Below are 25,704 nucleotides of genomic sequence, written 5' to 3' on the forward strand. Positions count from 1 at the left end.
CCTGAGTTCGGTCACCTGCTCGTTTTCGATCATGGTGTAGTGCGTTGACCTGGGGTGATGGGTGCCTGGTGGGTGGTTCTGAGGCACTAATTGGTGCCCTACGGTGTGGTTGTGGCCTGGATTCGGCGGGTGCGGACGGCGTCGGGGGCGACGGCTGTGCAGATCGCCGAGTCGGTCGGGGGCCGGCGGCGGATCGTCGCGCATGTGGGTTCGGCGCATACCGAGGCCGAGCTTGGGGTGCTCATCGAGCGGGCCCGGGAACTGTTGGAGGCTCCGGGCCAGGGCGAGCTCGAGCTCGGGGTCGAGCCGGTCGCGGTGAGGACCCCGCTGCTCGGCGAGGCCGGCCCTGCCCCGCCGGTTCTGTTCGACGTGGCCGTGGAACCGCTGCGTGGGCGGGTGGCGGTCGCTGGGCCGCGGGTGGTCGCGACCGGCTCGCGGGTGCTCTACGACGTGCTCGTCTCGGTGTTCACGTCGTTGGGGTTCGACGCCCTGGGCGACGAGGTGTTCCGGGACCTGGTGATCGCCAGGCTGGTCGAGCCGACGTCGATCCTGGACACCGGCAGGGTGCTGGTGGACCTCGGCGCCACGCCGGCGAGCGAGAAGACGATGCGCCGCACCCTGCTCCGCGCGCATCAGGGCGGCTACCGCGACCAGCTCGCGGGGCTGTGTTTCGCCCACGCCAGGGCCGCTGGTGATGTCTCGCTGTGTCTCTACGACGTGACCACGCTCTACTTCGAGGCCGAGAACGAGGACGAACTGCGCCGGGTCGGCTACTCCAAGGAACGCCGCGTCGACCCACAGATCGTCGTCGGGCTACTCGTCGACCGGTACGGGTTCCCGCTCGAGATCGGCTGCTACGAGGGCAACCGGGCCGAGACCGCGACGATCCTGCCGATCGTCCGCCAGTTCAGGAACCGCCACGGCCTGGAGAACCTGGTCGTGGTCGCCGACGCCGGCATGCTCTCCGCGGCCAACCTGCGCGACCTCGACGAGGCCGGGTTCGGGTTCATCGTCGGTTCCCGGGTCACCAAGGCGCCGATCGATCTGGAGTCCCACTTCCGCTGGCACGGCGACGCGTTCACCGACGGGCAGATCATCGACACGATCACTCCCAGAAAGGGCCGCAACCGGGACAACGACGTCGCGTTGAAGACCGAGCCCGTCTGGGACCGGGAACAGCACCCCGCGTCGTGGCGGGCGGTCCGGGCCTACTCCGCCAGACGCGCCGCCCGCGACAACAGGACCCTCACCGCCCAGGAGAACCGCGCCCGCGCCGTCGTCGGGGGAGAACAGACCGCGCGCACCCCGAGATTCGTCACGGTCACAGGCGACGCCACCACCCTCGACGAGGCCAGCCTCGCCCGCGCCCGCCGACTCGTCGGCCTCAAGGGCTACGTCACCAACCTCCCGGTCACCGTCGTGACCGCCCCCGAGGTCATCGCGAACTACCACGACCTCTGGCACGTCGAGATCGGCTACACACAGTGCATCTGAAAATGGCGGCGCTGGGGTGGGCGGGCCGATAATCAGTGTGGATGCGTTGCTGCGGCTGGCGGCTTTGGTCGTCCGGTTGCGGTCGGTGACGGATAGGTCCGGAGATGGTGAGAGATGTCCGGCGAGCGTGGTGAGCCCCCCAGTCGGGGGTGTGGCCGAGGCTTCCCGTCGAGCGGCGGGGGATGGCGGTGCGCCTGCTGGCGGGGTGGCTGGCTCGGGTCGTGATGGCCGGGGGTGGTGCCGATGAGCACGGCGGGGTCTGTGCTGGGCAGCAGGTCGGAGAGCCGGATCCGGCCGGAGCACACTGATCGCGCGGCGGTTGTCTATGTGCGGCAGTCCAGCCGGCAGCAGGTTGTCGAGCACGCCGAGTCGACGCGGGTGCAGTACGCGCTGGTCGAGCGGGCGGTGGGTCTGGGCTGGGCGCGGTCGCGGGTGATGGTCATCGATGACGACCTGGGTGTGTCGGCGGCGGTCGCCGGTTCCCGGGCGGGGTTCGCGCGGCTGGTCACCGAGGTGACGATGGGGCGGGTCGGTCTGGTGCTGGGGGTGGAGATGTCCCGGCTGGCCCGCACCGGCCGGGACTGGCATCAGTTGATCGAGCTGTGTTCGCTGGCGGGGACGTTGCTGGCCGACCTCGACGGGGTCTATGACCCTGCCGTCTACAACGATCGTCTGTTGCTGGGGTTGAAGGGCACGATGTCGGAGGCCGAGCTGTGGCTGATCCGGCAGCGGATGTGGGGCGGGAAGCTGGCCAAGGCCGAACGCGGCGAGTTGGCGTGGGCGCTGCCGATCGGCTACTGGCGCGACCGCGCCGGGCAGGTGGTGTTCGACCCGGACGAGCAGGCCCGGACCGTGGTCCGGCTGGTCTTCGACCTGTTCGACCGGCTCGGGACGGCGAACGGCGTGCTGCGCTGGCTGGTCGAGCACCAGGTGCAGCTGCCGGTGCGTTCCCACGGCGGGGTCGACAAGGGTGAGCTGACCTGGCGGCGCCCCAACCGGGAAACCCTGCAGGTCATGCTGCACAACCCCATCTACGCCGGGTACTACGCCTACGGCCGCCGCCGCGTGGATGCGCGGCGCAGGAAGGCGGGCCGGCCCAGCACGGGGCGGGTGGTGCGCGCGATGGATGACTGGCATGTGCTGCTGCCCGACCGGATGCCGGCCTACATCAGCGCCGACCGGTATGCCGCGAACCTGGCCCGCATGCAGGCCAACCGGCAGATCGCCGCCTCACCTGGGGCGCCCAGGTCGGGATCGGCGCTGCTGGCGGGTCTGCTGCGCTGCGGACGGTGCGGGCATCGGATGACGGTCAGTTACCACACCCCGGCCAGCCGGTTCCCGTCGCATAACTACCACTGCGGCTACCTGCTCGCGACCTATGGCACCGGCCAGGCATGCCAGCACCTGGCCGGCCCGGCACTGGACCGCTTCATGACCGGCCAGCTGCTCGACGCCGTCGCCCCCGCCGCGTTGGAGGTCTCCCTGGCCGCGGCCGCCCACGCCGAGGCAGACCGGGCCGAGCTGGACACCCTGTGGTGCCAGCGGCTGGAACGCGCCCGCTACACCGCCCAGCGCGCCCGGCGCCAGTACCAGCTCGCCGAACCGGAAAACCGGCTGGTCACCCGCCAGCTGGAAACCGACTGGGAGACGGCGCTGGCCGACCTCGACCGACTCGAAACCGACTACCAACGGTTCATCGAGACACGCCCGCAGACGCTCACCGCCGCCGAACGGGCGACCATCACCGCCCTCGCCCACGACCTGCCCGCGCTCTGGAACGCGCCGACCACCAGCCAGACCGACCGCAAACAGCTCCTACGCGCCCTGATCGACGAGATCACCGTGACGGTCGTCGGCACCAGCGAGCTCGTCGACGTCACCATCACCTGGGCCGGCGGGCACCAGACCCGCAGTCGCACCACCCGCCCGGTCGCCCGCCTCGACCAGCTCTCCTACTACCCCCACCTGGTCGAACGGATCACCGAACTCGCCGGTGCCGGCCACTCCAGCCGGCAGATCGCCGACCAGCTCAACGCCGAGGGACTACGCCCACCCAAACGCACCACCCGGTTCGGCCCCGGCCAGATCCTCACGCTGACCCGACGGCTCGGAATCGGGGTCCACCACCCCCGCGACACCCGCACCGCCCTGGCCAACCCCGGCCCCGGCCGGTGGTCAGTGGCCGGCCTCGCCGTCGCCCTGAACATGCCAACCGCCACCCTCTACAACTGGATCTACCGAGGATGGATCACCGCCGAGCGCCACCCGGACGGCAGATCCTGGATCATCCTCGCCGACGACGCCGAGATCAGGCGGCTCCGCGAACGCCGGGACCGCCCACCCGGCTACTACACCCGAGCCCGCTGGACCCAGCCCCGCCCAGCACCGCCAGACCACGGCATGAACGGAACCCGGACATGAAAGACGATCACAGCTTCAGGAGCACCAACAGTGGCTCACTGAGCAGTCGTTCCGGATGTCCAAGACCGACCTCGCCGCCCGGCCCATGTTCGTACGCACCAAAGACGCAATCGAAGCCCACCTGACCATCGTGTTCACCGCGCTCGCCGTCGCCCGCGCCATCCAGAACCGCACCGGCCTCGCGGTCCGCAACGTCATCCGACAGCTCCGCCCACTCCGCTCCGCGACCATCGCGATCAACGGCGCCGCCCAGACCTTCCCACCCGAACTCGACCCCGAACGGAGAACCCTGCTCGACGCCCTCACGGGCAAGGCACTAACCAAATGACCGAACTCAGGAGGGCGGAGGCGGGCAGGCCGGCGCGCTCAGCGGTCGCGGCCGGGTCGGCCTTCGTCAGGCCTTCCAGCAGGGTGGTGAAGAACCGATACTCGTCGCGGGTGAAGCCGACCAGCAGGTCGACCTCGCCGCGTAACCGTTCCCACGGCTGGCCCAGCACCAGCTCCCCATCGACGACCGGCGCGTAGGGGCGTCACCTCGCCGGGGACGGCCTGCGCGGCGTGGACGGCCTCGGGCACGACGCGGGCGACTTTACCATGTCCGCCCTCTCAGGGCATGATCGTCCTTCTATCTGTCACTGCTGCCGCGAGCGAGTCCGAATCGAGGTTAGAGTCCTTCAAGATCGCGCCGCGAAGATCAGCCCCTCTGATATCCAACCCCGTGCAATCCGCTCCGTATAGATTCGCCTCGCGAAGATCCGCCAACATTAGGTTCGCGCCGTCAAGGCACGCCTCACTCAGGTCAGCCCCGCGAAGGCGAGCCTGAAATAGCGAAGCACTGGCCAGGTTCGCCCGCGCGAGGTCCGCCCCCTCAAGGACAGCGGACTCAAGGTCTGCCCCGGGCAAAGCCGCATCCGCAAGACGAGCTTCCCGAAACTTCCCGTCCTTCAACCAGCCCAACGAACGGACCTCACGAAGGGAGTCCAGCGCCGCGTCCACATCACCGCTTCTCATCCTGCCGATTAGCTCTTCCATCTTCCGCCTCCGCTCCCCCCGTCTGACGAAAGCGTCGACGAAGACAATCGTCAAGACCGTCCCAAATAGACTCGATGCAAGACTTTGATAGCTATCAATGAACAGAGCGCGAAGCCGAATATTCCCGTGATCCAAATAGTTACCGCCAAGGCCTATTCCCACCGACGCCAGGAAGAGAAACAAACCAAGCCATACCCAGCCTGACCGGGGAACCATCCTCCGTATCCGATCACCGAACCGCCCCAAGCGACTCAAGCGTCCGTATCTGGCCAAGGCTAATCCCCTCCGCACCCGCTATCCGAGTATTCTCATACCTTCCAGGCGATTGAAGTCGCCGCAGTTCCCGACCTTGCTCCGCATCCCAGATGCGAATCGTGCCATCTTCACCAGCGCTTGCGAGTGTGCCACTCTCAGAATCGACCGCTACACACCACACCTGGCGAACGTGACCGCGCAGACGGCCGGAACACTCTAGCGAACCAATGCTCCACGACCTTATTACTCCATCATCACCCCCTGAATAGAGCATCGATCGCGGAGTGTCAACAGCCACGCTCCAAATCTGCCTCTTCAGCTCGCTCGCATACTCTGCCTCTAACCGCCCATCATCCAATGACCACTGGCGAACCACCCCGTCCGACCCGCCCGTGTAGAACCTGTCACCACCGTCCGTGGCCAACGCATACAGAGGTCCCGACCGTCCGTCGACCCTGAACACGGGCTCTGGCAACCCCAACAGCCACACCGCCGCTGTACCATCCTCACTGCAACTCAGAATTTTGCCGTCTGGCAGGAAGAAAAGGCCCGAGACCCGTCCCCCGTGAGCGATCCAATCATCCAGGATCTCGCCCGTGCTGGAATCGACGACCACAATCCGCTTATCATCCGCCCCCGTTGCGAGACGCTGTCCACTAACATCGAAGGCGAGGCTGCCGATCCAGCCACGATGATGAGTAAGCCGAAGCTTCAACGTCAATAGGTCATCAACATCTCGCCGGCTCCAGACTAGAACCTGACCATCATCGCTGCCAGAAGCAAAGGAAAGCCTTCCGGGTTTCGGCGCGATCTTAAAGACCTGATCATGGTGGCCGGGCAGTATCTGAACCAAAGAATTCGTTGCAAGGTCCCAGGTGCAGACAGTATGGCTGCCGTGGGTGCTCAACAGCATAGGCGGCGACAATACCACCGAGAAAGATCGCTGAGCATACCCAACAATACTATGCGTGAGAAGGCCAGAACCCGATTCCCACACTTTGATGCTCTGATCCTCCCCGGCGCTTAGAAGCTCATCGCCAGAAGGACTGAAAGATATGGCTCGCACCCAGCTCGTATGAGCATGGAGCGTTCTCGTATTGACTGCCGCGTTATTCACGTCCCAGAGATGAATCGTAGCGTCGTGCCCCGCCGTCGCAAGAAGACCGTTGGAGGGATCGTAGTCAATGGCCCATACCCGCGATGAGTGCCGCCCGATTACGACAGGATCCGCATCTTCTTCCAAGGGATCAAAAGAAAGCACTGCGCCATCGTCACAGCCCGCGAACGCCAGGCCAGTGGAGACAATCTTCAAGCTGCGGATCCACGAGGAGGTGCGGATTAAAAGCCGAGTTGGTCGCACTCCTTCTAGATCCACTTCAACGAGCTTCCCGTCGTCTCCACCCACCACTACTCGATCATCCCGCCCGGCGACGAAAGACACGACCTTTAGGCGGGAATCACTTATTCGCCGGTTGTAAATTTGAACGCAATCGGGAATCAGCCACGCTGAGAGAAATCCGTCCTCGCCAACGGTGACTGCAACGCCCCCTGACGCGCTGACTGATAGATCGCGGATTGCGCGGCTATGCGCTTTCCACTCGCGTAGCCTCTTTGGTTCGTCTAGGTTCCAAAGAGAGGCACTGCCGTCCATCGAACTGAGTGCAACCAGCGACGACGAGTTGCCGACAAAACGAATTGCACTGATCCAGTATTTATGAGCCTGAACATTCGCCAGGACCTGGCGTCCGGTCGACGTCCAGACTCGAAGCCTGCCATCGAAGGTTCCCGCTACGAATCGTGTACCGTCCGGGCTCCACGCAACGGAGGTGACCGCTCCGAAGTTGTCCGAAAAGGTACAGTCGACAAAAGCGCAGTCCGACAAATCGCAGCCCCTAAGGTCAATCTCGTCGAGACGGGCCGCAACCACCGCCGTTCCATGTAGATCGAGCCGGTCCGTCGGTAGTTCAAGCTGCACGCGCAGAAGAAGCATGTTTGTGATCGAAAACCCGATGCGCGCCGAGCGGCCTTGGCTACGGCGTGACTCGGCGACAGCTTCGAGTCGCTCGGCCAGGTGGGCCTTCGAAACGATTCGTTGCAAACGTTCGGCGATTGGAACCAGATTCTGGATTCGCTGCGCAGAACGGACGTAGTCAGGCCGTCTTCCGTCAACGATGCAGAAGTCATCGAGATTCGTCCAAGGGTCACCTTGCTGAACCTCTTCGACGCATTTTGCGATGAAGGACTGAACTAGATACCCCCGAATTAGCTCATGTACGTCGGCACCGCCATGAGAAGCAATGGCCAAGGACCTCCGGAGAAGATTTGATACAGCGCCGGAGACGTCCGCTGGATCGGACATAGCCATTCGTCTTACCAGCTGCGAGGTCGAAAGCGGCGCTCGCGCCAGCGCGAGCCAGGTCAACACGCGAAGCTCAAGGTCGCCGATCCGCCGCAGGTGCCCTTCGATCAGACGTCGTACACCTCCAAAAACAAACGTCTGATCGTTTATGAAAGTATCAACATCCGAGGAAAGGACATCAACTATGTAGCTCACTGCCAGTTGAAGACCGAATATGTTGCCCGCATAGGCAGCATGAAGCTGGACAAGTTGTTCCGGTGCGGGGACCAGTCCCATGCTACTGACGAGGTCACGGACATCATCCGGCTGCAAACCACCGAGCTGGTAGACCTCAACTCTCTCTGACCGCCGGCGCAGCAGCGGCACCGGATCCGGTTCTTCCCGACTGGTGATCAGTACCACGCTTCGGCCCGCCGCCGCGACGAGCCTTGTCAACAGGTCCTCATAGTCTTCGAAGCCTTCACGGTAACGCCCGACGTCCACGCCGACATCTAGTATCGACTCAAAGTTGTCAAGAATCAGCAAGGTGGACCACCGCGTCAGGCGGCCGACAATCCGATCCGTAGCGTCTAGCCGATGAGCTGTTCCCGATGTATCACCTTCGGGGATGGCGCCGTCCAGATATTGCGCAAGTTGGTCGATGGTGGGCATTGAATGCATTGAGACCCACGCGACGTGATCGAACGATTCCTCTTCTGCTTTGGCACAATGAAGCGTAAGCGCCGTTTTGCCCACGCCCCCTATTCCTGCCACCACAAGTACGGTGAACGTCTTTTCTCTCAGAAGTTCGGTTACGCGCGCTACATCCCCAGATCGTCCCACAAATTCGGACTCCAACGGAGCGTTGTTCCAAACGGATGACCTGTCCCCGGGAGGCGAATCGCGCCGGGAGCGATCGTCGTCCCCCGGTGGACTGAGGTTCAACCGCGATATCGCATCGCCTACGGACGACCATTCGAAGGCCAGTGCCTCGGAAAATACGGCGCCGGCCGCACTCATCTCATAGCGACATGAATCCATCAGGAAAAACGTCGTTCTTCGACAGCTGGCCATCTCCAGGCGCAAGGCGTCGACACCTGTGGCATCCTGGAGTATCGCCCGAGTGACGAAGACAACACCAAGATCGAACCTACCCATCGGAGAACGATCGCTGGTGCTTCTCCTAACCCGAATCTCCTGTGCCGTGTTTCCAAGGCGTCGTAAAGCGGCAACTAGGGCAGAGGCCGGGCTGCGGCTCAATGAATCGCCATGGCCAGACAACACGAGTATGCGAGTCATCGACTATCGTCCGTCCGACTATCAGCCTTCTGACAAATCGAGGCGCCAGGGACTGTCTGCGGTCATGATCCATGTGAGCGGCGTTACCGAGACCTTGTGATCATATATAAGGGCTTGGATATCGCTGTCCGGCTCAAGTGCCTCTTCGTCGACGACGATATCGACCGCGAACTTGAACGGCTGAGCAATTTCGCGCGGTCCGGGACGAAGATAGACGAAGTACTGTTGACGACTTTGAATAGTTCGCACGACCTCGGTCTCTTCGGTAGCGCCGTGCGGGATATTCAAGTTGAGCACCGAAATGGGCGACGGAAGACCTTCTCTCAGAATCTTCTCTGCCAATAGCCTGGTGAAGTACTTGGCCGCTTTCCAATCTTGCTCGGGATACTCTGAGCTGTGCTGCGTTGAGAGATCTGACTGGAGCGAGGCTGCAATGGCTGGGATGTCGTAGGCGTCCGCCTCAAACGCCGCCCCGACCGTCCCGCTGATGCTGAGGCCAAGTCCGAGGTTCTCGCCGTAGTTGATGCCGCTGATACACAGATCTGGAAGGCGATGAGATAGCTCTAGGACCGCGTGTGATACAGATTGGGCAGGGGAGCCGTCGATTGCATAGCAGTTGATCTTGCGGTCGTTGATCAGCAGTTCTACCTTTTCAATCGAGCCGACGGTCTTCCCTTTCGGAAACGCATGGCTCATTGATGTCTGCTGGTCTTTTGGGGCTACAAGTAGAAGCTCGCCTAGGTCAGCGACTGCCTCGGCGGCCGCGAGGAGCCCCGGCGACATCAGGCCGTCATCGTTGGTGATAAGAATCAAGGGCCGTTCGTTACTCATTGACCTTGTCCTCCGACGTGATTTTCGCACATTGACGCTGCGGAGACTGCGAGTAGTTCGTCTTTCATTCCCGAATAGCCAAACATCGAGAGATAGTACAGCATGCTGGCCCGACCAGTTCGGATTATCTCATTTGCACGGAATCCTGATAAATTTTTGTAAGATTTTTTTCCTGTATTTTTGTCGTTGCTCGAGGAGAACTGGAGCCCGAGCTCAATCCCCGGCTTTCGGTCGGGTGGCATATACGGCCGGCTCTGCTCCAGGTGCCGCAGGCTGCTCTGATATGTGGTGCCTCCGGGCACACGATAGATCGCGTAGTCGGCCAGATCATCGGCGACGACGCGAGGGAAGAACAGTGGAGTATGACGAGTAAAGATGCAGTCGCCGACTAGGGGGCGAGGGAGGCTGGCGACATCGAACAGCGATCTGCATTGAACACAGCGATCATCTGAGTCCTCGATGACGGCCGATGTAGCATTCCGAGAGAAGCATACAGGACAAATTTTCCAGACCTGAAACGGGCTTTCGGGCAGCACGCTCGCAAGATGCCGGGCGATTCGAAGCATCTGAGGCTGCAGACTTGTGACACAACGCGAGAGCGGGATAAACAGTACGGGCAAGTCCCATATTTCATTCACTATGACGCTTAGAAATGCAGTGTTCCCCATTGCAAAACGGTCGGTGGCCAGGTAGCACTTGCCTAGGATCTGTAATGCATCCCGGGCTGACTCGAGTTCCGCGAGTGCGGGGTGATGTAAATCTGCCATGCGTTCGTCATCGACGGCGGGCGAATATCGCTCGGCCCAGCTCTCAAAAGTCGCAGACCATCGAGCTAATGTGGCGGGAGGAGGTGCCTCGAGGCTGAAAGCGACGCGATGGTGGCTTGGGCCCTTCGTTCGATATTTCAGCTTGGCGGCCCCGTGCCGGGCCTGCGGGTCTGGGAGGAGCGAGTTGACGAACCTTCGCCCGGCGCCCCCATCGTAGTCCATAACAAAATAGGCCGGAACCGCGCCTCGTTCGGACAGCGGCGCGGCGAACGCCGAAAGAAGATAGATATGGGTGAACTGACCGAGAACACCTAGGTACGGGAGAAGGTTTGGTTGGTGCGCAAAGCGAATCGTTATCGCACCCGAACGAAGCCGTTCCAGGTTCTCGTGGACCGATCCTATTGTGCCGGCGAGTCTATGAAACTGTTCAGCTGCTTCTGCCATGATAGTGGTTACTTCCGGCGCGGAAAGTCGAAGGCCGGCGATTTCCACGAGTTCCCGGGCGAAGCACTGGGGGCAAGTAGTCTCCGTACCAAGCGGCGTGACGACTAGCTGGATTCCCACGATCGCACCTCTCGCAGGCGGCCAAGTGCCTCGTCGTAGTGGGATAGTGCCGCTGCGTAGCGCCCAGTGTCGCGCGAGGGATAGACAATTTCGGCACCATCGACCATCAGGTCCAACGCCATCTCGAAGCTATCGGGATCCATAGCCGCGAGGGCGAGCAAAGCAGAGCCGTGGGCCCGATCGGAGTGGCGGACATGCACCTGTGGCCTTTCCAGGACGTCGCTCACGATCTGGCGCCATACTTTGCTGCGCGCGCCACCGCCGCCAGCAAATAGCCGTTCGGGCAGGTCGAAAGGTGCTGATGGCAGCGTTAGGGCCAGCGCGTAGGCGAAGGACTCAAGAACTGCCCTCGCGATGTCGTCCGCAGAGTGACCGATTTGGAAATTTAGCAGTGCGCCTCGGGGAGAGCTACTCACCGTGGTGGTCAGGAGGTCGACATCCTGTAGAAATACCAGTCCGTTGGCACCGGGAGGCGCCTTCGCAGCGGCGCTGTCGAAAGCTTGGAATATATTTTGTTCACTGATATCACGAAATAACGCTTTAGCAATGTCGCGGAGCTGGTGGCCTGCACGGGGAACCGAGGTCAACCACTCAACTGGATAGGGCTTGTAGCTTCCGGCCAGGATATCCGCTGTGTCTGCTCGTAGCCCTGCAGCGCAGTTGAATGTCCCATAGTATATGAGGACGTCGCCCGCGGTTCGTGTTCCGGCGCCGATCAGACTCGCTATCGAATCGGCAGTCCCAGCAATCACTGGAACTCCGCTCGGCAAGTCAGTTTCGGCTGCGGCGCGCTCCGTGACATTGCCAACTACGGATAGAGGCGGGACGACCTCGGGCATTGCGAGATCCGTCAAGCCATAACGCGAAATTATCTCCTTGGACCACCGCCCTGCCACAGGGTCGTAGATCGATCCACACTCGGCTGCGGTTACGGTGTCCTGGGTATAGCTGCCAGTTAGGCGATACGTTATATAGTTATGAGTTGAGACGAGGCGGAGCCCAGGCCGCCATGCTTCTGTGAGATGTGTGCGAAGCCAGATCAGCTTTGATAGTACCTCGTTCTGCCAGCGGGGTGTCGCCAGCTCACGATCGAGCTGCTTCTCAATCTCGTACGCACGGTCGTCGTAGAACAGCAAGGCTGAATGAACTGCATTTCCTTGCGTATCGAGAAGGCAAAGATTAGGCACCATGGCTGTTGGCGCCACGCACCGGACGGATGAGCCGCTCGGAAGCTGTCTAAGCAGTTCTTGACATACGGCCTTCCATTCTTTCCACCATACGTTCTCCGGGTCGTGCTCCGGGCGTCCGTCGGGTGGTATTTGCCGATCTCGCGAGGCGTGCGCCACCGTCCGTCCGGTCTGATCAATTGCATGGCCCTTGATGACCGATGTACCGGTATCGATGCCAAGGTAGACGTGCATGTATCCCCGATAGTGTTGGCCCCGAGCTCCGGGGGGTGCCGGTCGAATCGGTGGAGGCACAGGGCTGGCTGGAAAGTACGCTTAGCTCTGGCTGGCGGAGGAGGGCGGTGCGACGCGGCGGCTGTGCGCGTCCCGTCGGTCCGGTCGTTAGTTTTGGCGAGGGCGGAGCGAACCGAGCGACCCAGGCGGTGATCGTTGATCTTACAGCTGGGTGAACGCACAGCGGTCAGCGGCCCACAAGCAGCTTCGACACCTGGACTACTGCGCTCGAGCGTCACCAGTCTCACCCCCCCCCGGTCCTAACAGTCTTGCGCAGAAGTCCTGGGTGCTGCAAAGGACCTGGTCAGGCGCGATCTGACTAGAAGCCAGTGCTGGCTCGGGTCAGCGCGCTTGGATGACGGGGTCGCCCTGGCGATGAAGCCCGGAGGAGTTGTGGTGGTACCGCATCTCCTCGGGGCGGCTGGTCACAAGGGGTGCGAGGCCGTCGATGTTGCGTGGTCGGGTTTGCGATGCGCTCTTTTGGGTGGGCGAGGCAACTTCTACAGGATTGTGGTCTTGAGTGGAGGCCGGTACCCGGTAGCCGGTCAGCCTCGCCGGGTGGAGTACAGCTGGCGCACCGCGCTGCCTCGGTGGGATCGAGTTGTCCAAGAGCTGCACGATCGGTGCGCGGAGCTGGGAGTAGGCGGACTCGGTGAAACCCTTGGATTCGCCGGCCCCGCCGCCGGACAGGTTGGTTCGGCAGAGCAGGTGACCTGTGGCCAGGCCGGGCGCAGACCCAGGCCGGTCCTGCCGCGTAGACCCGCCAGGAGCCATCGCGGGTCACCCGCACCACCGGCGGGCGAGCGCGCCGGGATCAGGTCCGGCCCTCTGCCAGATGACCGCTTCCGCCACGCAGCGCCGCGAGGGCAGGCGCCCGGCCCGATGTTGACCAAGTGACGCGTGACGGCTACTGTCGTACCCGTCACGGTCTGAGCCGACAGTATGACGTGACACCGCACAACCTGCTGATGACCTGCTCCCAGGAACCGGCCCGCCACAGGGCACCCGGCGCAGGCGCGGTTGCCGTCGCCGCAGCAGGACCGGCGACCCTGCTATAGCCTTCCAAGTAGGATTGGAGCCGTGCCAGTGACCAAGGTGTCGCTAACGCTCGACTCGGACCTGGTGCAGGAGGCCCGCGAGCGTGTCGGGCCGAGGGAGCTCTCCGCCTACATCAACGCCGCGCTACGGCAGCGGCTGCAGCATGATCGGCTGGCCGAATTCCTTGTCGTATCAGACGAGGAGGCCGGGCCCGTTCCGGAGGAGGACATCGAGGAGGCGCGCCGGTGGTTCCGGCCATGACGAGGCGGCGTCCGCCCCGCGGTCAACTTGGCGTGCCGTTCGTGCTCGATACCGGCGCAGTGATCGCGCTGTCCCGGCTCGAGAAGACGGCGCGAACGATGCTCGCCGCCGCGCTGCGTGAGCAGTCTCAGGTCTGGGTTCCCGCCCCCGTCATCACAGAACTCGTCCGCGGCGACCACCGGCGAGATGGCGCCGTCAACCGAGTACTGAAGTCCGTCAACGATATCCATCCGCTTGACGAACCCCTCGCGCGGGACGCCGGCAGGTTGCTCGTCGGCGGCGGCACGACACTGGACGCTATGGTGGTGGCGACCGCGCAACGTGTCGCGGGCACCGGCTCAGTGGTGATAATGACTAGCGATCCCCGCGACATCACGGCACTTGTCGCCGACGACTCACGGGTACGAGTGGCGGTTGTGTAACCCGGGGTATGACCTGAGCCTTCGGATTGCTGACGGTGTTCTTCGCCGGGCGCCTGCGCCGTCGTGTCGAAACTAGGCAGATCCTAAGCGCGCGAAGCGCCGACCCACGCATGCGGATGGTCGCTTTTCGTCGTTGTCGTGCCGGGCCGGGCTGCCCGCATCGCCTTACGCTTCAGCCCCTCGACGACGGGCTCCGGTACGTCACGAACCGTGATCGCCGTCACGCCTGGACTTTAGCTACACCGCCTGCAGATCGCCATCAGACCGTTCCGGGCCAGAGTCCGAAGTTGTGCGCGCCGGTCAGGGGCGTAAACCGGCCGAAGGACGACGTCAGCGCGCGACGTAACCGCCGTCGACCGGCATCGCCACGCCGGTCATGAACGACGACTCGTCGCTGGCCAGGAAGAGCGCCGCGGCGGCGAGCTCCTCCGGCCTGGCGAAACGGGCCATCGGGTTCGGCACCTTGATGTCCGCGGGCGGCGTGGGACCGGCCTGGGCGACGGCCATGCCGGTCCAGGTCATGCCCGGGCAGACCGCGTTGACCCGGATGCCGGACTTCGCGTAGTCGAGCGCCGCCGACTTGGTGAGCAGCACGACGCCGCCCTTGGCCGCCGAGTACCCGGCCTTGTCCTTCCAACCGACCATCCCGGCGTTCGAGGCCGTGTTGATGATCGAGCCGCCGCCGGTCCGCAGCATCGCGGGAACGGCGTACTTGATGCCGAGGAAGGTGCCCTTGATGTTCACCGCGAGGAGGCGGTCGAGCGTCTCCTCGTCGAGCTCGTGGATCGGCCCGAACGGGCCCGAGATGCCAGCGTTGTTGAACAGCACGTCGAGCCGGCCGAACTCGCGCTCCGCCGTCTCGACCATGTTCTGGACCTCGGCCGCGACGGCCACGTCCACCTGGACCGCCACCGCGCCCGCGCCGATCTCCGCGACGGTGTCCTTCTCCGAGCCGTTCATATCCGCGCAGACGACCTTCGCGCCCTCCGCCGCGAACAACAGCGCCGACGCCTTCCCGATCCCAGACCCGGCTCCCGTAACGATCGCGACCTTGCCATCCAGCCTTCCCACAACAACCTCCGTCGGACGTCGATGTGGCTACCGGCCGACGCAGGGGCCGGCAGCCGGAATCCAGCCACAACTGGTGACGGCGCATCAGCGCTGCACCCGGGGTCCCTGCCGGATCGGCGAAGCCGATCTGGGAGGTCTGCCAGCCACCTCGCCAGGCCAGACCAGCCCCGACCACCGCCATATGCCTGTGCCCGGAACCACGCGAGGAGGGCGCTCAGCGCCCGAAAGGCGCTGCCCGGTTGCGGGCGCGAAGCGTCCGGCAACGGGAGCGCCCCACCCCGCCGCGGGCACCGCCCCTGGGGACGAGGCGCTCCGCGCCTCGTCCCCAGCCGGCTTCAGGTGTTGCGGCCGCCGTTGACGCCGATGATCTGGCCGGTGATGTAGCTGGCCTCGTCGCGGCACAGGAACGAGGTGGCCGCCGCGATGTCCTCCGGCTTGCCGGCGCGACGGACCGGGGTCTTCTCGGCGTGGTCCTCGACGCCGCCGCCCAACATGCCGCGACGCTCGGACTCTCGCAGCATGGGAGTGTCGACGAAGCCCGGCGGGATCGTGTTGACGGTGATCCCCTCCGGGCCGAACTCGAGCGCGAGTGCCTTGGTCATACCGATCAGGCCGGCCTTCGAGGAGACGTAGTGCGTCATGTACTGCTGGCCGCCCTGGGCACTCGAGGACGAGATGTTCACGATCCGGCCCCAGTGCGCCGCGATCATGTCGGGCAGCACCGCCTGGGTGACGTAGAAGGGCCCGGACAGGTTGACCGCGATGGTCTTGTCCCAGGACGCGTCGCTGATCTTCAGGAACTCGCGGAAACCGGTGACGCCCGCGTTGTTCACGAGTACCAGGACCGGGCCCATCGACGCCCGGATGCTCTCGACGGCCGCGTTCACCTGCTCGCGGCTCGACACGTCGACCCCGCCGAAGGCGACAGCCTCGTTCCCCGCCTCGCCGATCTCCTCGGCGACCTTCTTGGCCGCGTCGGCGTTGAGGTCCAGGACGGCGACCGCGAAGCCGTCCGCGGCGAGCCGGTGGGAGATGGCCCGCCCGATACCCGACCCACCGCCGGTGACAAGCGCCGTCCGCTGCTCGGTCACTATGCCGAACCTCCTTTGGTTCCTGAATGTGCCCTGATCGGCCTGAGTGGCGGGCGGGTGCCCACGGCGGCCCGGCCGCGCGCGGCGCGGCGCCGCGGCGCCGCGGGCACCCGCCCCGGGTGTGCGGAGCCTAGGAGATGGCCTCGTCCCCGGCGATCGAGGTGCGGTGCATCAGCCGGCTGGAGGTCTCGCCGTAGGGCAGCGCCCGGTGCAACATGCCCGTGTTGTCCCAGATGACGAGGTCGCCACGCCGCCACTTGTGGCGTACCACAAACTGTGGCTGTGCCGCCCAGGTGAGCAGCCGGCCGAGCAGCGACTCGCCCTCGTCGGCCGATCGGTGGTCGGCGTGATCCGCGTCCTGGTGACGCTCATCGCGCGTTCGTCTCCTGGCCCACTCAGATGGCGGGTTCGACGGTGGCGTTGAAGAACGCCGCCCCCGAGTCCGGGATACGGGGCTGCTTGAAGATGTTCACCGGATACGAAACCATGATCATCGAGTAGAGCAGGTGCAGCAGCCGGGTCTCCGCCTCGGGCAGGTCGTTCACCTCGAACGTGTCGAGGTAGGCGATCGCCTCCTCGGCCAGCGGCGCGATCGCGTCGTAGAACTCGCCCAGCTCGTCGATCGTCTTCGTCAGCCGCTTCGCGTACCGCTCGGGCCGCGACGCCAGCGCCCAGTCCTCGACCCAGGGCTCGAGAACACTGAACTTCCCGGGCAGGGTGCCCGTCGTGGTGCTCATCTCGTGGGCTCCTTCTACTTCTCTTTACCGGCCTGGTGGGCGGCGACGGCTTCCCGGACGACGTGGTGGAACTGGCGGATCATCAGCTCCATGTCGGACAGGTGGAAGGTGCCCTGCGCGCGGTTGTTCAGCGCCGACCAGGTCGCCTCCACCGTGTTCGTGTCCTGCATCGCGAACTCGATGGTGCTGTCGACCACCAGCTCCTGACCGAGCCGCTCGGTGACGTTCTTCGGCTCCGGGAAGTAGATGTCGACCTCGTACGAGTGCGTGCCGACCGACTCCGGGATGTACTGGTAGGTGATGTAGTACCCGCGGTGCCACAGCTGGATCGACAGGTTCGGGAACAGCCAGTACTGGTCGTTGCTCCAGTACTGGATGTTGCCCGGGTTGCGCTCGGGGGTCAGGTAGTCGATGTCCTCCGGCAGGTCGTCCGGGCCGAAGATGCCGCCGCGGAACAGCCGGTAGACCCAGTCCTGGTCGCGCTGGGCGGGGCCGACGGACTGCGTCCGCTTCTTCAGCGGCGGCGGGCCGGGGACCGAGGTCAGCATGTGCGGGGCGAACAGGTCGTAGTGGTAGGAGTCCATCGGCGGGACGAGCTTCTCCGCCTTCGACATGTCCGCGTTGAGGAACCGCCCGTGGACGTACGCCGGGTGGTACCACTCCAGCAGGGCGTCGATCCCGATCTTCCAATTGCCCTTGATGAGGGTCTTGAAGCCCCAGTGGTTGGTGAACTTCTCGAACGGCCACGCCTCGAGCTCGGTGACCAGCTTCTCGCCGAGGAAGTCCCGCAGCGTCGGGGCGTCCTGGCTGAAGTTCACGAAGATGAACCCGGCCAGCACCTCACAGCGCAGCTGGGGCATCCCCAGCTCGTCGTCGGGCAGCGAGTCGAAGAACTGGTCCCGCTTCGTGACGTAGCTGCACCTGCCGTCGAGGCCGTAGCGCCAGCCGTGGTACTTGCACTGGAACTGGCGCGCGGAGCCCTTGGACTCCTCGCCCGGGTGCTCCTGCCACACGACCTTGTTGCCGCGGTGCGCGCAGACGTTGTGCAGCGCGTAGACCTCGCCGTCGGTGTGCCGGCTGATCACGATCGACCCGAGGCCCCTGAACTCGCGGGTGAAGAACGTGCCGTTGCGTGGCAGCTGCTCGACCCGGCCGACCTTCAGCCAGGTCCGCCTGAAGATCGCCTCATGCTCGGCCTGGTAGAACTCCTCGGAGATCGAGTCCTCGTAGCTGACGGGCCCGGTGCCAAGTTCCGGGTAATCCAACGTGTACTTGGCCCGGCCGGTCGCCAGCTTCTCGATGCTGGACATTTCTCCACCCCCTCCAGGGATGATCTCGGACCGGACGGAATCCGGCGCCGATCAGCGATGCTGCGGTGATCAGGATGTGGATGTGACGGGGACGGCGCGCGGGCCGCACCGCCAAGCCGAGACGGCAGCCATCAGACGACGCCGTCCGCGCGCAGCTGGGCGATCTGCTCGGCCGAGCGGCCGAGGATCTCGCCGAGGACCGCGTCGGTGTGCTCGCCGAGCTCAGGGCCGAGCCAGCGGATCTCGCCCGGGGTCTCCGACAGCGCCGGGATCACTCCCGGCACCGCGAGCGGGCCGATCCGCGACTCCTCCACCGTGATCGTCCCGCGGTGCTGGTACTGCTCGTCGTCGAAGATGTCGGCGATCGAGTAGAGCTTGCCGGCCGGCACCTCGGCCGCGCGGCAACGGGCCACGACCTCGTCGCACGACAGTGAGCCGACCCAGTCGGTCACCAGCTTGTTGACCACGTCGCGGGCCGCGAGCCGATTCTGCTTCGGCCCGAAGAGGTCGGGGGCGGACAGCTCGGGCCGGTCCATTGCCCGCGCCAGCCGGGCGAACATGTCGTCGTGCGAGCAGGCGATCGCCACGAAGTGGCCGTCGGCGGTCCGGTAGTGGCTGTGCGGCACGACGTTCACCGTGTCGGCGCCCATCCGCTCCCGGACGAAGCCGTTCTTCTGGTAGGCCGGCGCCAGCTCGTCGAGCGCCCGGAAGATCGTCTCGAACAGCGCGATGTCGACGACCTGGCCGCGCCCGGTGCTCTCCCTGGCCCGCAGTGCCATCAGCACCCCGATAACGCCGTACATGCCGGACATGTAGTCGGCGAGCGAGGTGGAGCCGGGCGTCACCGGGATGCCGCCCGGCTCGCCGGCGAGGTAGGCCAGGCCCGAGAACGCGTGCGCGATCCGGGCGAAGCCCGGCAGGTTCCGCAGCGGGCCCGACTGCCCGTAGGCGGACACCCGCAGCAGGATCGCGCCGGGGTTGATCTCCTGGATCGTCGGGAAGTCCAGGCCCCACTTCTCCAGGACACCGGGCCGGAAGTTCTCGATGACGACGTCCGCCCAGGCGATCAGCTCACGGAGCAGCTCCTGGCCGCGCGGGTCGGCGAAATTGATCGTCACCGACCGCTTGTTGCGCGCCTCCGAGAGCCAGACGAGCGTGTCGCCGCACTCCGTATCACTGCCGAACCGGCGCAGGTGGTCGCCGACGCCGGGGCGCTCGACCTTGACGACCTCGGCGCCGAACTCGCCGAGCACCGTCGCACAGAACGGGCCGGCCAGGAAGGTGCCGAGATCGAGGACCTTGACTCCGTCGAGCGCATGCATGCCGTGGACCTTCTGACGAGACGGGCGGGCGAGATCGAAGATCGGGTTACCGGCCGGATCAGGGCGAGGCGCGGGAACGCCCTCCACTCTTCCGGCACCACCCGGGCCGGTCGCGAAGGAGCGCCACGGCGTTCCGGCGGGCACGCCACGCGGGCGGGGCTCCCGTCATCACGCCCTCCAGAAGAACGGTCGTCTCTCATACGAGAATGATCAGCCCGTCATGATGAGAACGATCAGCGTACGCTGGCGAGAACGACGCTACCACAAATCGTAGGTCGTCCTATAGTTCTGCGAGCATCGTATAATCGCGCCATGCCAATGGTCCGTCCGTTCCGCTTCGCCGTCCAGGGCACCAAGGCCGCGTCCGGCACCGCGTGGCGCGACCTGGCCCGGAAGGCGGAGGACCTCGGGTACTCGACACTCTTCGTGGCCGACCACTACCTGGGCCCCGGCCCCGTGGCACGGGCGGCGAGTATGCCGCCGCAGCACCTGGCCCCGCTCGCCGCGATGACCGCCGCCGCCGCGGTGACCACCTCCCTGCGGGTCGGCTGCCGGGTTTTCTGCGTCGACTACCACGTGCCGGCCGCGCTGGTGAAGGAGGCGGCGACGATCGACCTGCTCTCCGACGGCCGGCTCGAGTTCGGCATCGGGGCGGGCTGGAACGGGGCCGAGTACGACGCCATGGGCCTCACCTTCGCCCCGGCGCCGCGGCGCATCGACAAGCTCGTCGAGGTCGTCGCCCTGGCGAAGGCGCACTGGTCCGGCGAGCCCATCGAGATCAAAGGCGACCATGTCAACGTCTCCGGCTACCGCGGCCTGCCGGCGCCCGTGCAGCTGCCGCGCCCGCCGATCATGATCGGCGGCGGCAAGAAGCGAGTGCTTTCGTTCGCCGCCCGCGAGGCCGACATCGTCAGCATCTCCAACGTGCACTTCAGCGCCCGCAACGACGACGGGCTGACCCCCAACGAGGAGCTCGCCCGCCGGGTCGACTACGTCCGGTCGGCCGCGCCCGAGCGCGTGGGCGAGCTCGACATCGAGAGCTCACCGTATTTCTCCGAGATCACCACGGACAAGGCGGCGGTGTTCGAGAAGCTGGCCGGGTGGATGAAGACCACGCCGGACGTGACCGCCGCGCACCCGAACGTGCTCGTCGGCACCGCCGACGAGATGGCCGACCAACTGCTTGCGCGCCGTGAGGCCTTCGGCATCAACTACGTGACCATCCAGTGGGACCAGCTGGAGAGCTTCGCGCCGATCGCCGCCCAGCTGACCAGCAAGTAGCCCTCCGGGCACCCAGGCCCCGGTCCCGGCCCGGCAGGAACCCAGTCGGCAGAAACCCAGGAGGACCCGTGCGCGAACCGCGCGCCCGCCGCTCGGAGCTGGCGACGCCGGCCAGCAGCGAGAAGATGTGCATGAAGGCCGGCTCGTCCGGGGCCGACCTGGTCTTCCTCGACCTGGAGGACGCCTGCGCGCCGCCCGCGAAGGCGTCCGCCCGGGGCATCGCCGTCAAGGCGCTGACCGGCCAGGACTGGGGCCACACCGTCCGGGCCGTCCGCGTCAACGGGCTGGACACCGAGTGGTGCCACGACGACATCATCGAGATCGTCACCGGTGCCCGCGAGGCCGTCGACGTCCTGATCGTGCCCAAGGCGCGCTCGGCCCGCGACGTCTGGTGGGTCGACGTCCTGCTCACCCAGCTGGAGACCAAGCTCGGCCTGCGCAGGCGGATCGGCCTCGAGGTGCTCATCGAGGAGGCCGAGGGCCTGTCGAACGCGCCCGAGATCGCCAAGGCCAGCCCCCGGTTGGAGGCCATCATCTTCGGCGCCGGCGACCTGTCGGCGTCGCTGCACGCCCGGGTGAACGGCAACTTCGACCCACTCGGCGACTACCCCGGCGACTTCTGGCACTTCGCCCGCGTACAGGTGCTCGCGGCGGCGCGCGGCGCCGGCATCGACGCGATCGACGCGCCCTACCCCGCCTACAAGGACCCCGACGGCTACCGCCGGGCCGCGACGCACGCGAGCCTGCTCGGCTTCGACGGCAAGTGGGCGATCCACCCGTCCCAGGTGCCCATCGCGAACGAGGTCTTCGCCCCGACGGCGGCGCAGATCACCGAGGCCCGGGACTCGATCGAGGTCTACCGCGCCTCCGAGCGCGACGGGGTCGGCGCGATCGGGCGCGACGGCCGGCTCGTCGACGCCGCCCACATGCGCCTGGCCGCCAACGTGCTGCACCGCGCGGCGCTGGCCGGCCTGATCGACGAGGTCTAGACCACCGGAAACCAACCGCCACCGCTGCCTCGCGCTCGTCAGCCCAGGGCCGCCAGGTAACCCGACCCGAACGCAACCGCCGCTTCAAGCCAACCCGACACACAGCGCAAGAAGGCAGTAGAAGGCGCCCTACCGCGCGACCGGCAGCCGGAAGCGCAGGGCAACCGGAGGAACCGGGGCCGCCAGGCAACCCGACCCGAACGCGACCGCCGCTTCAAGCCAACCCGACACATAGCGCAAGAAGGCAGTAGAAGGCGCCCTACCGCGCGACCGGCAGCAGGAAGCGAAGGGCAACCGGAGGAACCATGCAGGTTCAGGATCGTCTGTTCATCGGCGGCGAGTGGGTCGCACCGAGCGGCCCGGACACGTTCGACGTCATCTCCCCGGCCACCGAGGAGGTCATCGCCAGGATCGCCGAGCCGACGCCGGCGGATGTCGACAAGGCGGTGGCCGCCGCGCGGACGGCGTTCGACGAGGGCCCCTGGCCCCGGCTCGACCCGGCGGAGCGGGTCTCGGCGGTCCGCCGGCTCGCCGCGCTCTACAAGCCGGGCCGCGCCGAGCTCGCCAGCCTGATCACCGCCGAGATGGGCGCGCCGATCAGCTTCGCCAAGGTCGGGCACGTCGCCATCCCGATGTTCATGATGAACGCCTTCGCGGGCATCGCCGAGAACCTCGTCTGGGAGGAGAAGCGTCCCGGCTTCTACGGCCAGGACATCCTGGTACGCAAGGAGCCGGTCGGCGTCGTCGGCGCGATCGTCCCGTGGAACATGCCGATGCACCTGACGATCGGCAAGCTGGTCCCCGCGCTGCTCGCCGGCTGCTCGGTCGTGCTGAAGCCGTCGCCGGAGACGCCGCTGGACGCGTACTGGCTCGCTGGCCTGCTGGAGCAGGCCGACATCCCGCCGGGTGTCGTGAGCATCCTGCCCGCCGGCCGCGAGATCGGCGAGTACCTGGTCTCGCACCCGGGGATCGACAAGGTCTCGTTCACCGGCTCCACCGCCGCCGGCCGAAAGGTCGCCGCCGCCTGCGGGGCGAACCTCAAGCGGGTCGGCCTGGAGCTGGGCGGCAAGTCCGCCGCCGTCGTACTCGACGACGCCGACCCGGCAGCGATGGCCAAGGGCGTCGAGGTCGCCGGCCTGATGAACAGCGGTCAGGCCTGCGTCGCCCAGACCCGGGTGCTGGTCCCCCGGTCGCGCTACGCCGAGTATGTCGACGCGCTCGCCGCCATGGTCGAGTCGCTGCCCACGGGCGACCCGACCGACCCCGCCACCGCGGTCGGCCCGCTGGTCGCCCAGCGCCAGCAGGAGCGGGTCCGCGGCTACATCGAGGTCGGCCAGAAGGAGGGCGCCCGGCTCGTCGCCGGCGGCGCCGACCTGCCCGCCGGCGTCGACCGCGGCTGGTACATCCGGCCGACGCTGTTCGCCGACGTCGACAGCTCCATGCGCATCGCGCAGGAGGAGATCTTCGGCCCGGTCCTGTCCGTCATCCCCTACACCGACGAGGCCGAGGCCGTCAGGATCGCCGACGCGACCGAGTACGGCCTGTCCGGCTCGGTGTGGACCGCCGACGTCGAGCGCGGCCTCGGGGTCGCCCGGCGGGTGCGCAGCGGCACCTTCGGCGTCAACGAGGCCTACAGCATGGACCCGGCGGCGCCGTTCGGCGGCGTGAAGGCCTCCGGCATCGGCCGCGAGCTGGGCAAGGAAGGCATCGAGGGCTTCCTCGACTCCAAGTCGATCTCGATCGCGGCGAGGCGCTGAACGCGCTCGCCCGCGTGTCGGGCGCTAGGGCGCCCTCCCTGCGCTGGTCCGGGGTGAGGCCATGTGGCGGTGGCTGGCCCGATCTGGGGCCGACGGGGTGGTTGCGTTGGCGCTGCGCCGATGCGCTGTCACCTTCTGTGGCTGGGTTTGCGCTGTGTGCCCACGCGGAAGGCGCCGCGGCCGGACGGTGTCATGCCGGCCGGCCGCGGTCGTTTCGGTCTCGGACGCGTCTGCCGCGCGGGCGTCGTACGGTAGGTTGAGATAGCAGCTTCCGTTAGTCGAGAATGCTGCTCTCAGCACTTTTTAACGCCGTTGCCCCCTCTGGCGGCGGAGAAACAGGTCCCGCGCCCGGCCGGCGTCGCGGTGTCGAAGGGAGCCTTCAGTGGCGAACGACCTCGAGTCGTTGGACTTCTTCCTGGGCAAGGAGCTTGTCGATAACCCGTACCCCTACTTCGACGAGCTGCGGTCCAAGTGCCCCGTGCACCGGGAGCCGCACCACAACGTCGTGATGGTCACCGGCTACGACGAGGGCATCGAGGTCCTGCAGGACAGCGAGAACTTCTCGTCCTGCACCTCGGTGACCGGCCCGTTCCCGGGGTTTCCGGTCCCCATCGAGGGCCGCGACGACGTCGCCGAGCTGATCGCGCAGCACCGGGACTCGCTCCCGTTCTTCGACCAGCTGCCGACGATGGACCCGCCGCTGCACACCGACCATCGCGCGCTGCTGATGAAGATGATCACCCCCAAGCGCCTCCGCGAGAACGAGGAGTGGATGGGTGTCATCACCGACCGGCTGCTCGACAGCCTTCTCGAGGGTGGCAAGGGCGAGTTCATCGGCGACTTCGCCGGCCCGCTCGCGCTCCTGGTCATCGCCGACCTGCTCGGCGTACCCGAGGAGGACCACGCCGAGTTCGTCAGCCACCTGAACCGGGCCGCCAGTGGCACCATCGGCGGCACCAGCGGCGAGTCGATCTCGCACACCCCGCTGGAGTTCCTCTACGAGAAGTTCAAGGTCTACATCGAGGACCGCCGCAAGGAGCCGCGCGGCGACGTGCTCACCGGGCTCGCGCAGGCGACGTTCCCCGACGGGTCGACGCCCGAGGTGATGGACGCCGTGCGGGTCGCGGCGAACCTGTTCTCGGCCGGCCAGGAGACCACCGTCCGCCTCGTCAGCACCGCGGGCAAGCTGATCGCCGAGGACCCCGAGCTGCAGGCCAGGCTGCGCGCCGAGCCCGGCCTCATCTCGAACTTCCTCGAGGAGACGCTGCGGACGGAGAGCCCGATCAAGGGCGACTTCCGGCTCGCCAAGGTGCCGACGACCGTGGGCGGCGTGGACGTCCCCGCCGGCGCCACACTCATGGTGGTCAACGGCGCGGCCAACCGCGACCCGCGGCACTTCGAGGACGCGGACAAGTTCGACATCAGCCGGCCGAACTCCCGGCACCACATCGCGTTCGGCCGCGGCATCCACACCTGCCCTGGTGCCCCGCTCGCCCGTGCCGAGGCCCGGGTCGCGATCGAGCGGCTGCTCGCCCGCACAAGCGACATCCGCGTCGACGAGACCGTCCACGGCCCCGCGGACGCCCGCAAGTACCGGTACCTGCCGACTTTTATCCTGCGCGGCCTCGGGTACCTACGCCTGGAGTTCACCCCGGCGGAGAACCCGAGCGAGGCATGATGAAGGTCTTCATCGACGAGGACATCTGCCGCGGGCACGGCGTCTGCGCGGCGGAGTGCCCGGCGGTGTTCGGCATCAGCGACGACGGCTACGGCGAGGTCCTGGTCGACGAGGTGCCCGCGGATCTCGAGGCGGAGGTCCGCACCGTCTCGGGCCACTGCCCCGAGCGGGCCATCACCGTCGAGTAACACGCCGACGCGCCAAGGGGCGGGGGGGGGGGGGGGGCCCCCCCCCCCCCCCCCGGGGGGGGGGGGGGGGCCCCCCCCCCGCCCCCCACCCACCCCCC

19 protein-coding genes and 3 pseudogenes are annotated in these 25,704 nt (G+C 66.1%); 10 read left to right on the plus strand and 12 right to left on the minus strand.

Features of this window, described 5'->3' with window-relative positions; all coding sequences use genetic code 11:
* Positions 1 to 111: 111 nt before the first annotated feature.
* From QOZ89_RS31055 to QOZ89_RS31065, 3 genes and pseudogenes are all read left to right on the plus strand, one after another.
* Positions 112 to 1,470: pseudogene (locus tag QOZ89_RS31055) on the plus strand (IS1634 family transposase); the annotation flags it as partial.
* 267 nt (positions 1,471 to 1,737) lie between these two features.
* A complete protein-coding gene (locus tag QOZ89_RS31060) occupies positions 1,738 to 3,915 on the plus strand; it encodes a recombinase family protein (protein WP_071046870.1) in 2,178 nt (725 codons plus the stop codon).
* 22 nt (positions 3,916 to 3,937) lie between these two features.
* Positions 3,938 to 4,243, plus strand: a pseudogene (locus QOZ89_RS31065) (IS1634 family transposase); the annotation flags it as partial.
* Here QOZ89_RS31065 and QOZ89_RS31070 read toward each other — a convergent pair.
* From QOZ89_RS31070 to QOZ89_RS31095, 6 genes are all read right to left on the minus strand, one after another.
* Positions 4,218 to 4,412 (minus strand): hypothetical protein, encoded by a 195-nt coding sequence (locus tag QOZ89_RS31070; protein ID WP_312627192.1) that lies wholly within the window; start codon positions 4,410 to 4,412, stop codon positions 4,218 to 4,220. The pseudogene QOZ89_RS31065 and the gene QOZ89_RS31070 sit on opposite strands and share 26 nt — an antisense overlap.
* 109 nt (positions 4,413 to 4,521) lie before the next feature.
* Positions 4,522 to 4,947, minus strand: a complete 426-nt coding sequence (locus QOZ89_RS31075) for a pentapeptide repeat-containing protein (protein ID WP_312627193.1) — start codon at positions 4,945 to 4,947, stop codon at positions 4,522 to 4,524.
* Between the two features lie 229 nt (positions 4,948 to 5,176).
* Entirely contained in the window at positions 5,177 to 8,698 is a 3,522-nt protein-coding gene (locus QOZ89_RS31080) for an NB-ARC domain-containing protein (RefSeq protein ID WP_312627194.1), read from the minus strand.
* A gap of 162 nt (positions 8,699 to 8,860) precedes the next feature.
* Positions 8,861 to 9,670, minus strand: coding sequence for a 5'/3'-nucleotidase SurE (gene surE, locus QOZ89_RS31085; RefSeq protein ID WP_312627195.1), 810 nt, complete (start codon positions 9,668 to 9,670; stop codon positions 8,861 to 8,863).
* Positions 9,667 to 11,001, minus strand: a complete 1,335-nt coding sequence (locus QOZ89_RS31090) for a hypothetical protein (protein WP_312627197.1) — start codon at positions 10,999 to 11,001, stop codon at positions 9,667 to 9,669. The genes surE and QOZ89_RS31090 overlap by 4 nt, the downstream gene beginning before the upstream one ends.
* Positions 10,986 to 12,422: an FGGY family carbohydrate kinase gene (locus QOZ89_RS31095; RefSeq protein ID WP_312627199.1), complete on the minus strand. Its 1,437-nt coding sequence runs from the start codon at positions 12,420 to 12,422 to the stop codon at positions 10,986 to 10,988. Before QOZ89_RS31095 ends, QOZ89_RS31090 begins: the two co-directional genes overlap by 16 nt.
* A 1,119-nt stretch (positions 12,423 to 13,541) precedes the next feature.
* On the opposite strand from QOZ89_RS31095, the gene QOZ89_RS31100 reads away from it, so the two are divergent.
* Positions 13,542 to 13,760, plus strand: coding sequence for a hypothetical protein (locus QOZ89_RS31100; RefSeq protein WP_312627201.1), 219 nt, complete (start codon positions 13,542 to 13,544; stop codon positions 13,758 to 13,760).
* Positions 13,761 to 13,792: 32 nt separating this feature from the next.
* Positions 13,793 to 14,182, plus strand: a complete 390-nt coding sequence (locus QOZ89_RS31105) for a PIN domain-containing protein (RefSeq protein ID WP_312627204.1) — start codon at positions 13,793 to 13,795, stop codon at positions 14,180 to 14,182.
* Between the two features lie 330 nt (positions 14,183 to 14,512).
* Here QOZ89_RS31105 and QOZ89_RS31110 read toward each other — a convergent pair whose 3' ends face one another.
* From QOZ89_RS31110 to QOZ89_RS31135, 6 genes and pseudogenes are all read right to left on the minus strand, one after another.
* A complete protein-coding gene (locus QOZ89_RS31110) occupies positions 14,513 to 15,253 on the minus strand; it encodes an SDR family NAD(P)-dependent oxidoreductase (RefSeq protein ID WP_312627206.1) in 741 nt (246 codons plus the stop codon).
* 335 nt (positions 15,254 to 15,588) lie between these two features.
* On the minus strand, positions 15,589 to 16,344 hold the full coding sequence (locus QOZ89_RS31115) for an SDR family NAD(P)-dependent oxidoreductase (RefSeq protein ID WP_071047431.1): 756 nt from the start codon (positions 16,342 to 16,344) through the stop codon (positions 15,589 to 15,591).
* A 130-nt stretch (positions 16,345 to 16,474) separates the two neighbouring features.
* Positions 16,475 to 16,729, minus strand: a pseudogene (locus tag QOZ89_RS31120) (TauD/TfdA dioxygenase family protein); the annotation flags it as partial.
* Positions 16,730 to 16,739: 10 nt separating this feature from the next.
* Positions 16,740 to 17,081: a hypothetical protein gene (locus QOZ89_RS31125; protein ID WP_071047432.1), complete on the minus strand. Its 342-nt coding sequence runs from the start codon at positions 17,079 to 17,081 to the stop codon at positions 16,740 to 16,742.
* 14 nt (positions 17,082 to 17,095) lie between these two features.
* Complete coding sequence (locus QOZ89_RS31130) at positions 17,096 to 18,391, minus strand: aromatic ring-hydroxylating oxygenase subunit alpha (protein WP_071047433.1); 1,296 nt, start codon at positions 18,389 to 18,391, stop codon at positions 17,096 to 17,098.
* A 131-nt stretch (positions 18,392 to 18,522) separates the two neighbouring features.
* A complete protein-coding gene (locus tag QOZ89_RS31135) occupies positions 18,523 to 19,713 on the minus strand; it encodes a CaiB/BaiF CoA transferase family protein (protein ID WP_071047434.1) in 1,191 nt (396 codons plus the stop codon).
* Positions 19,714 to 20,031: 318 nt separating this feature from the next.
* Here QOZ89_RS31135 and QOZ89_RS31140 point away from each other — a divergent pair, with 318 nt between their 5' ends.
* The 5 genes from QOZ89_RS31140 to QOZ89_RS31160 all read left to right on the plus strand — a co-directional run bounded on the left by QOZ89_RS31140 (position 20,032) and on the right by QOZ89_RS31160 (position 25,606).
* Positions 20,032 to 20,994, plus strand: a complete 963-nt coding sequence (locus QOZ89_RS31140) for a TIGR03621 family F420-dependent LLM class oxidoreductase (protein ID WP_083418266.1) — start codon at positions 20,032 to 20,034, stop codon at positions 20,992 to 20,994.
* Positions 20,995 to 21,062: 68 nt separating this feature from the next.
* A complete protein-coding gene (locus QOZ89_RS31145; RefSeq protein WP_071047436.1) occupies positions 21,063 to 21,983 on the plus strand; it encodes an HpcH/HpaI aldolase/citrate lyase family protein in 921 nt (306 codons plus the stop codon).
* A gap of 305 nt (positions 21,984 to 22,288) precedes the next feature.
* The gene (locus tag QOZ89_RS31150) at positions 22,289 to 23,740 is read left to right on the plus strand and encodes an aldehyde dehydrogenase (RefSeq protein WP_071047437.1); all 1,452 of its coding nucleotides are present in this window, start codon (positions 22,289 to 22,291) and stop codon (positions 23,738 to 23,740) included.
* A 382-nt stretch (positions 23,741 to 24,122) separates the two neighbouring features.
* Entirely contained in the window at positions 24,123 to 25,418 is a 1,296-nt protein-coding gene (locus QOZ89_RS31155; RefSeq protein ID WP_071047438.1) for a cytochrome P450, read from the plus strand.
* Positions 25,415 to 25,606: a ferredoxin gene (locus QOZ89_RS31160; protein ID WP_312627215.1), complete on the plus strand. Its 192-nt coding sequence runs from the start codon at positions 25,415 to 25,417 to the stop codon at positions 25,604 to 25,606. Before QOZ89_RS31155 ends, QOZ89_RS31160 begins: the two co-directional genes overlap by 4 nt.
* The last annotated feature ends 98 nt before the right edge of the window (positions 25,607 to 25,704 follow it).

This window comes from Pseudofrankia coriaricola, from assembly GCF_032027725.1.
GTDB lineage: Bacteria > Actinomycetota > Actinomycetes > Frankiales > Frankiaceae > Pseudofrankia.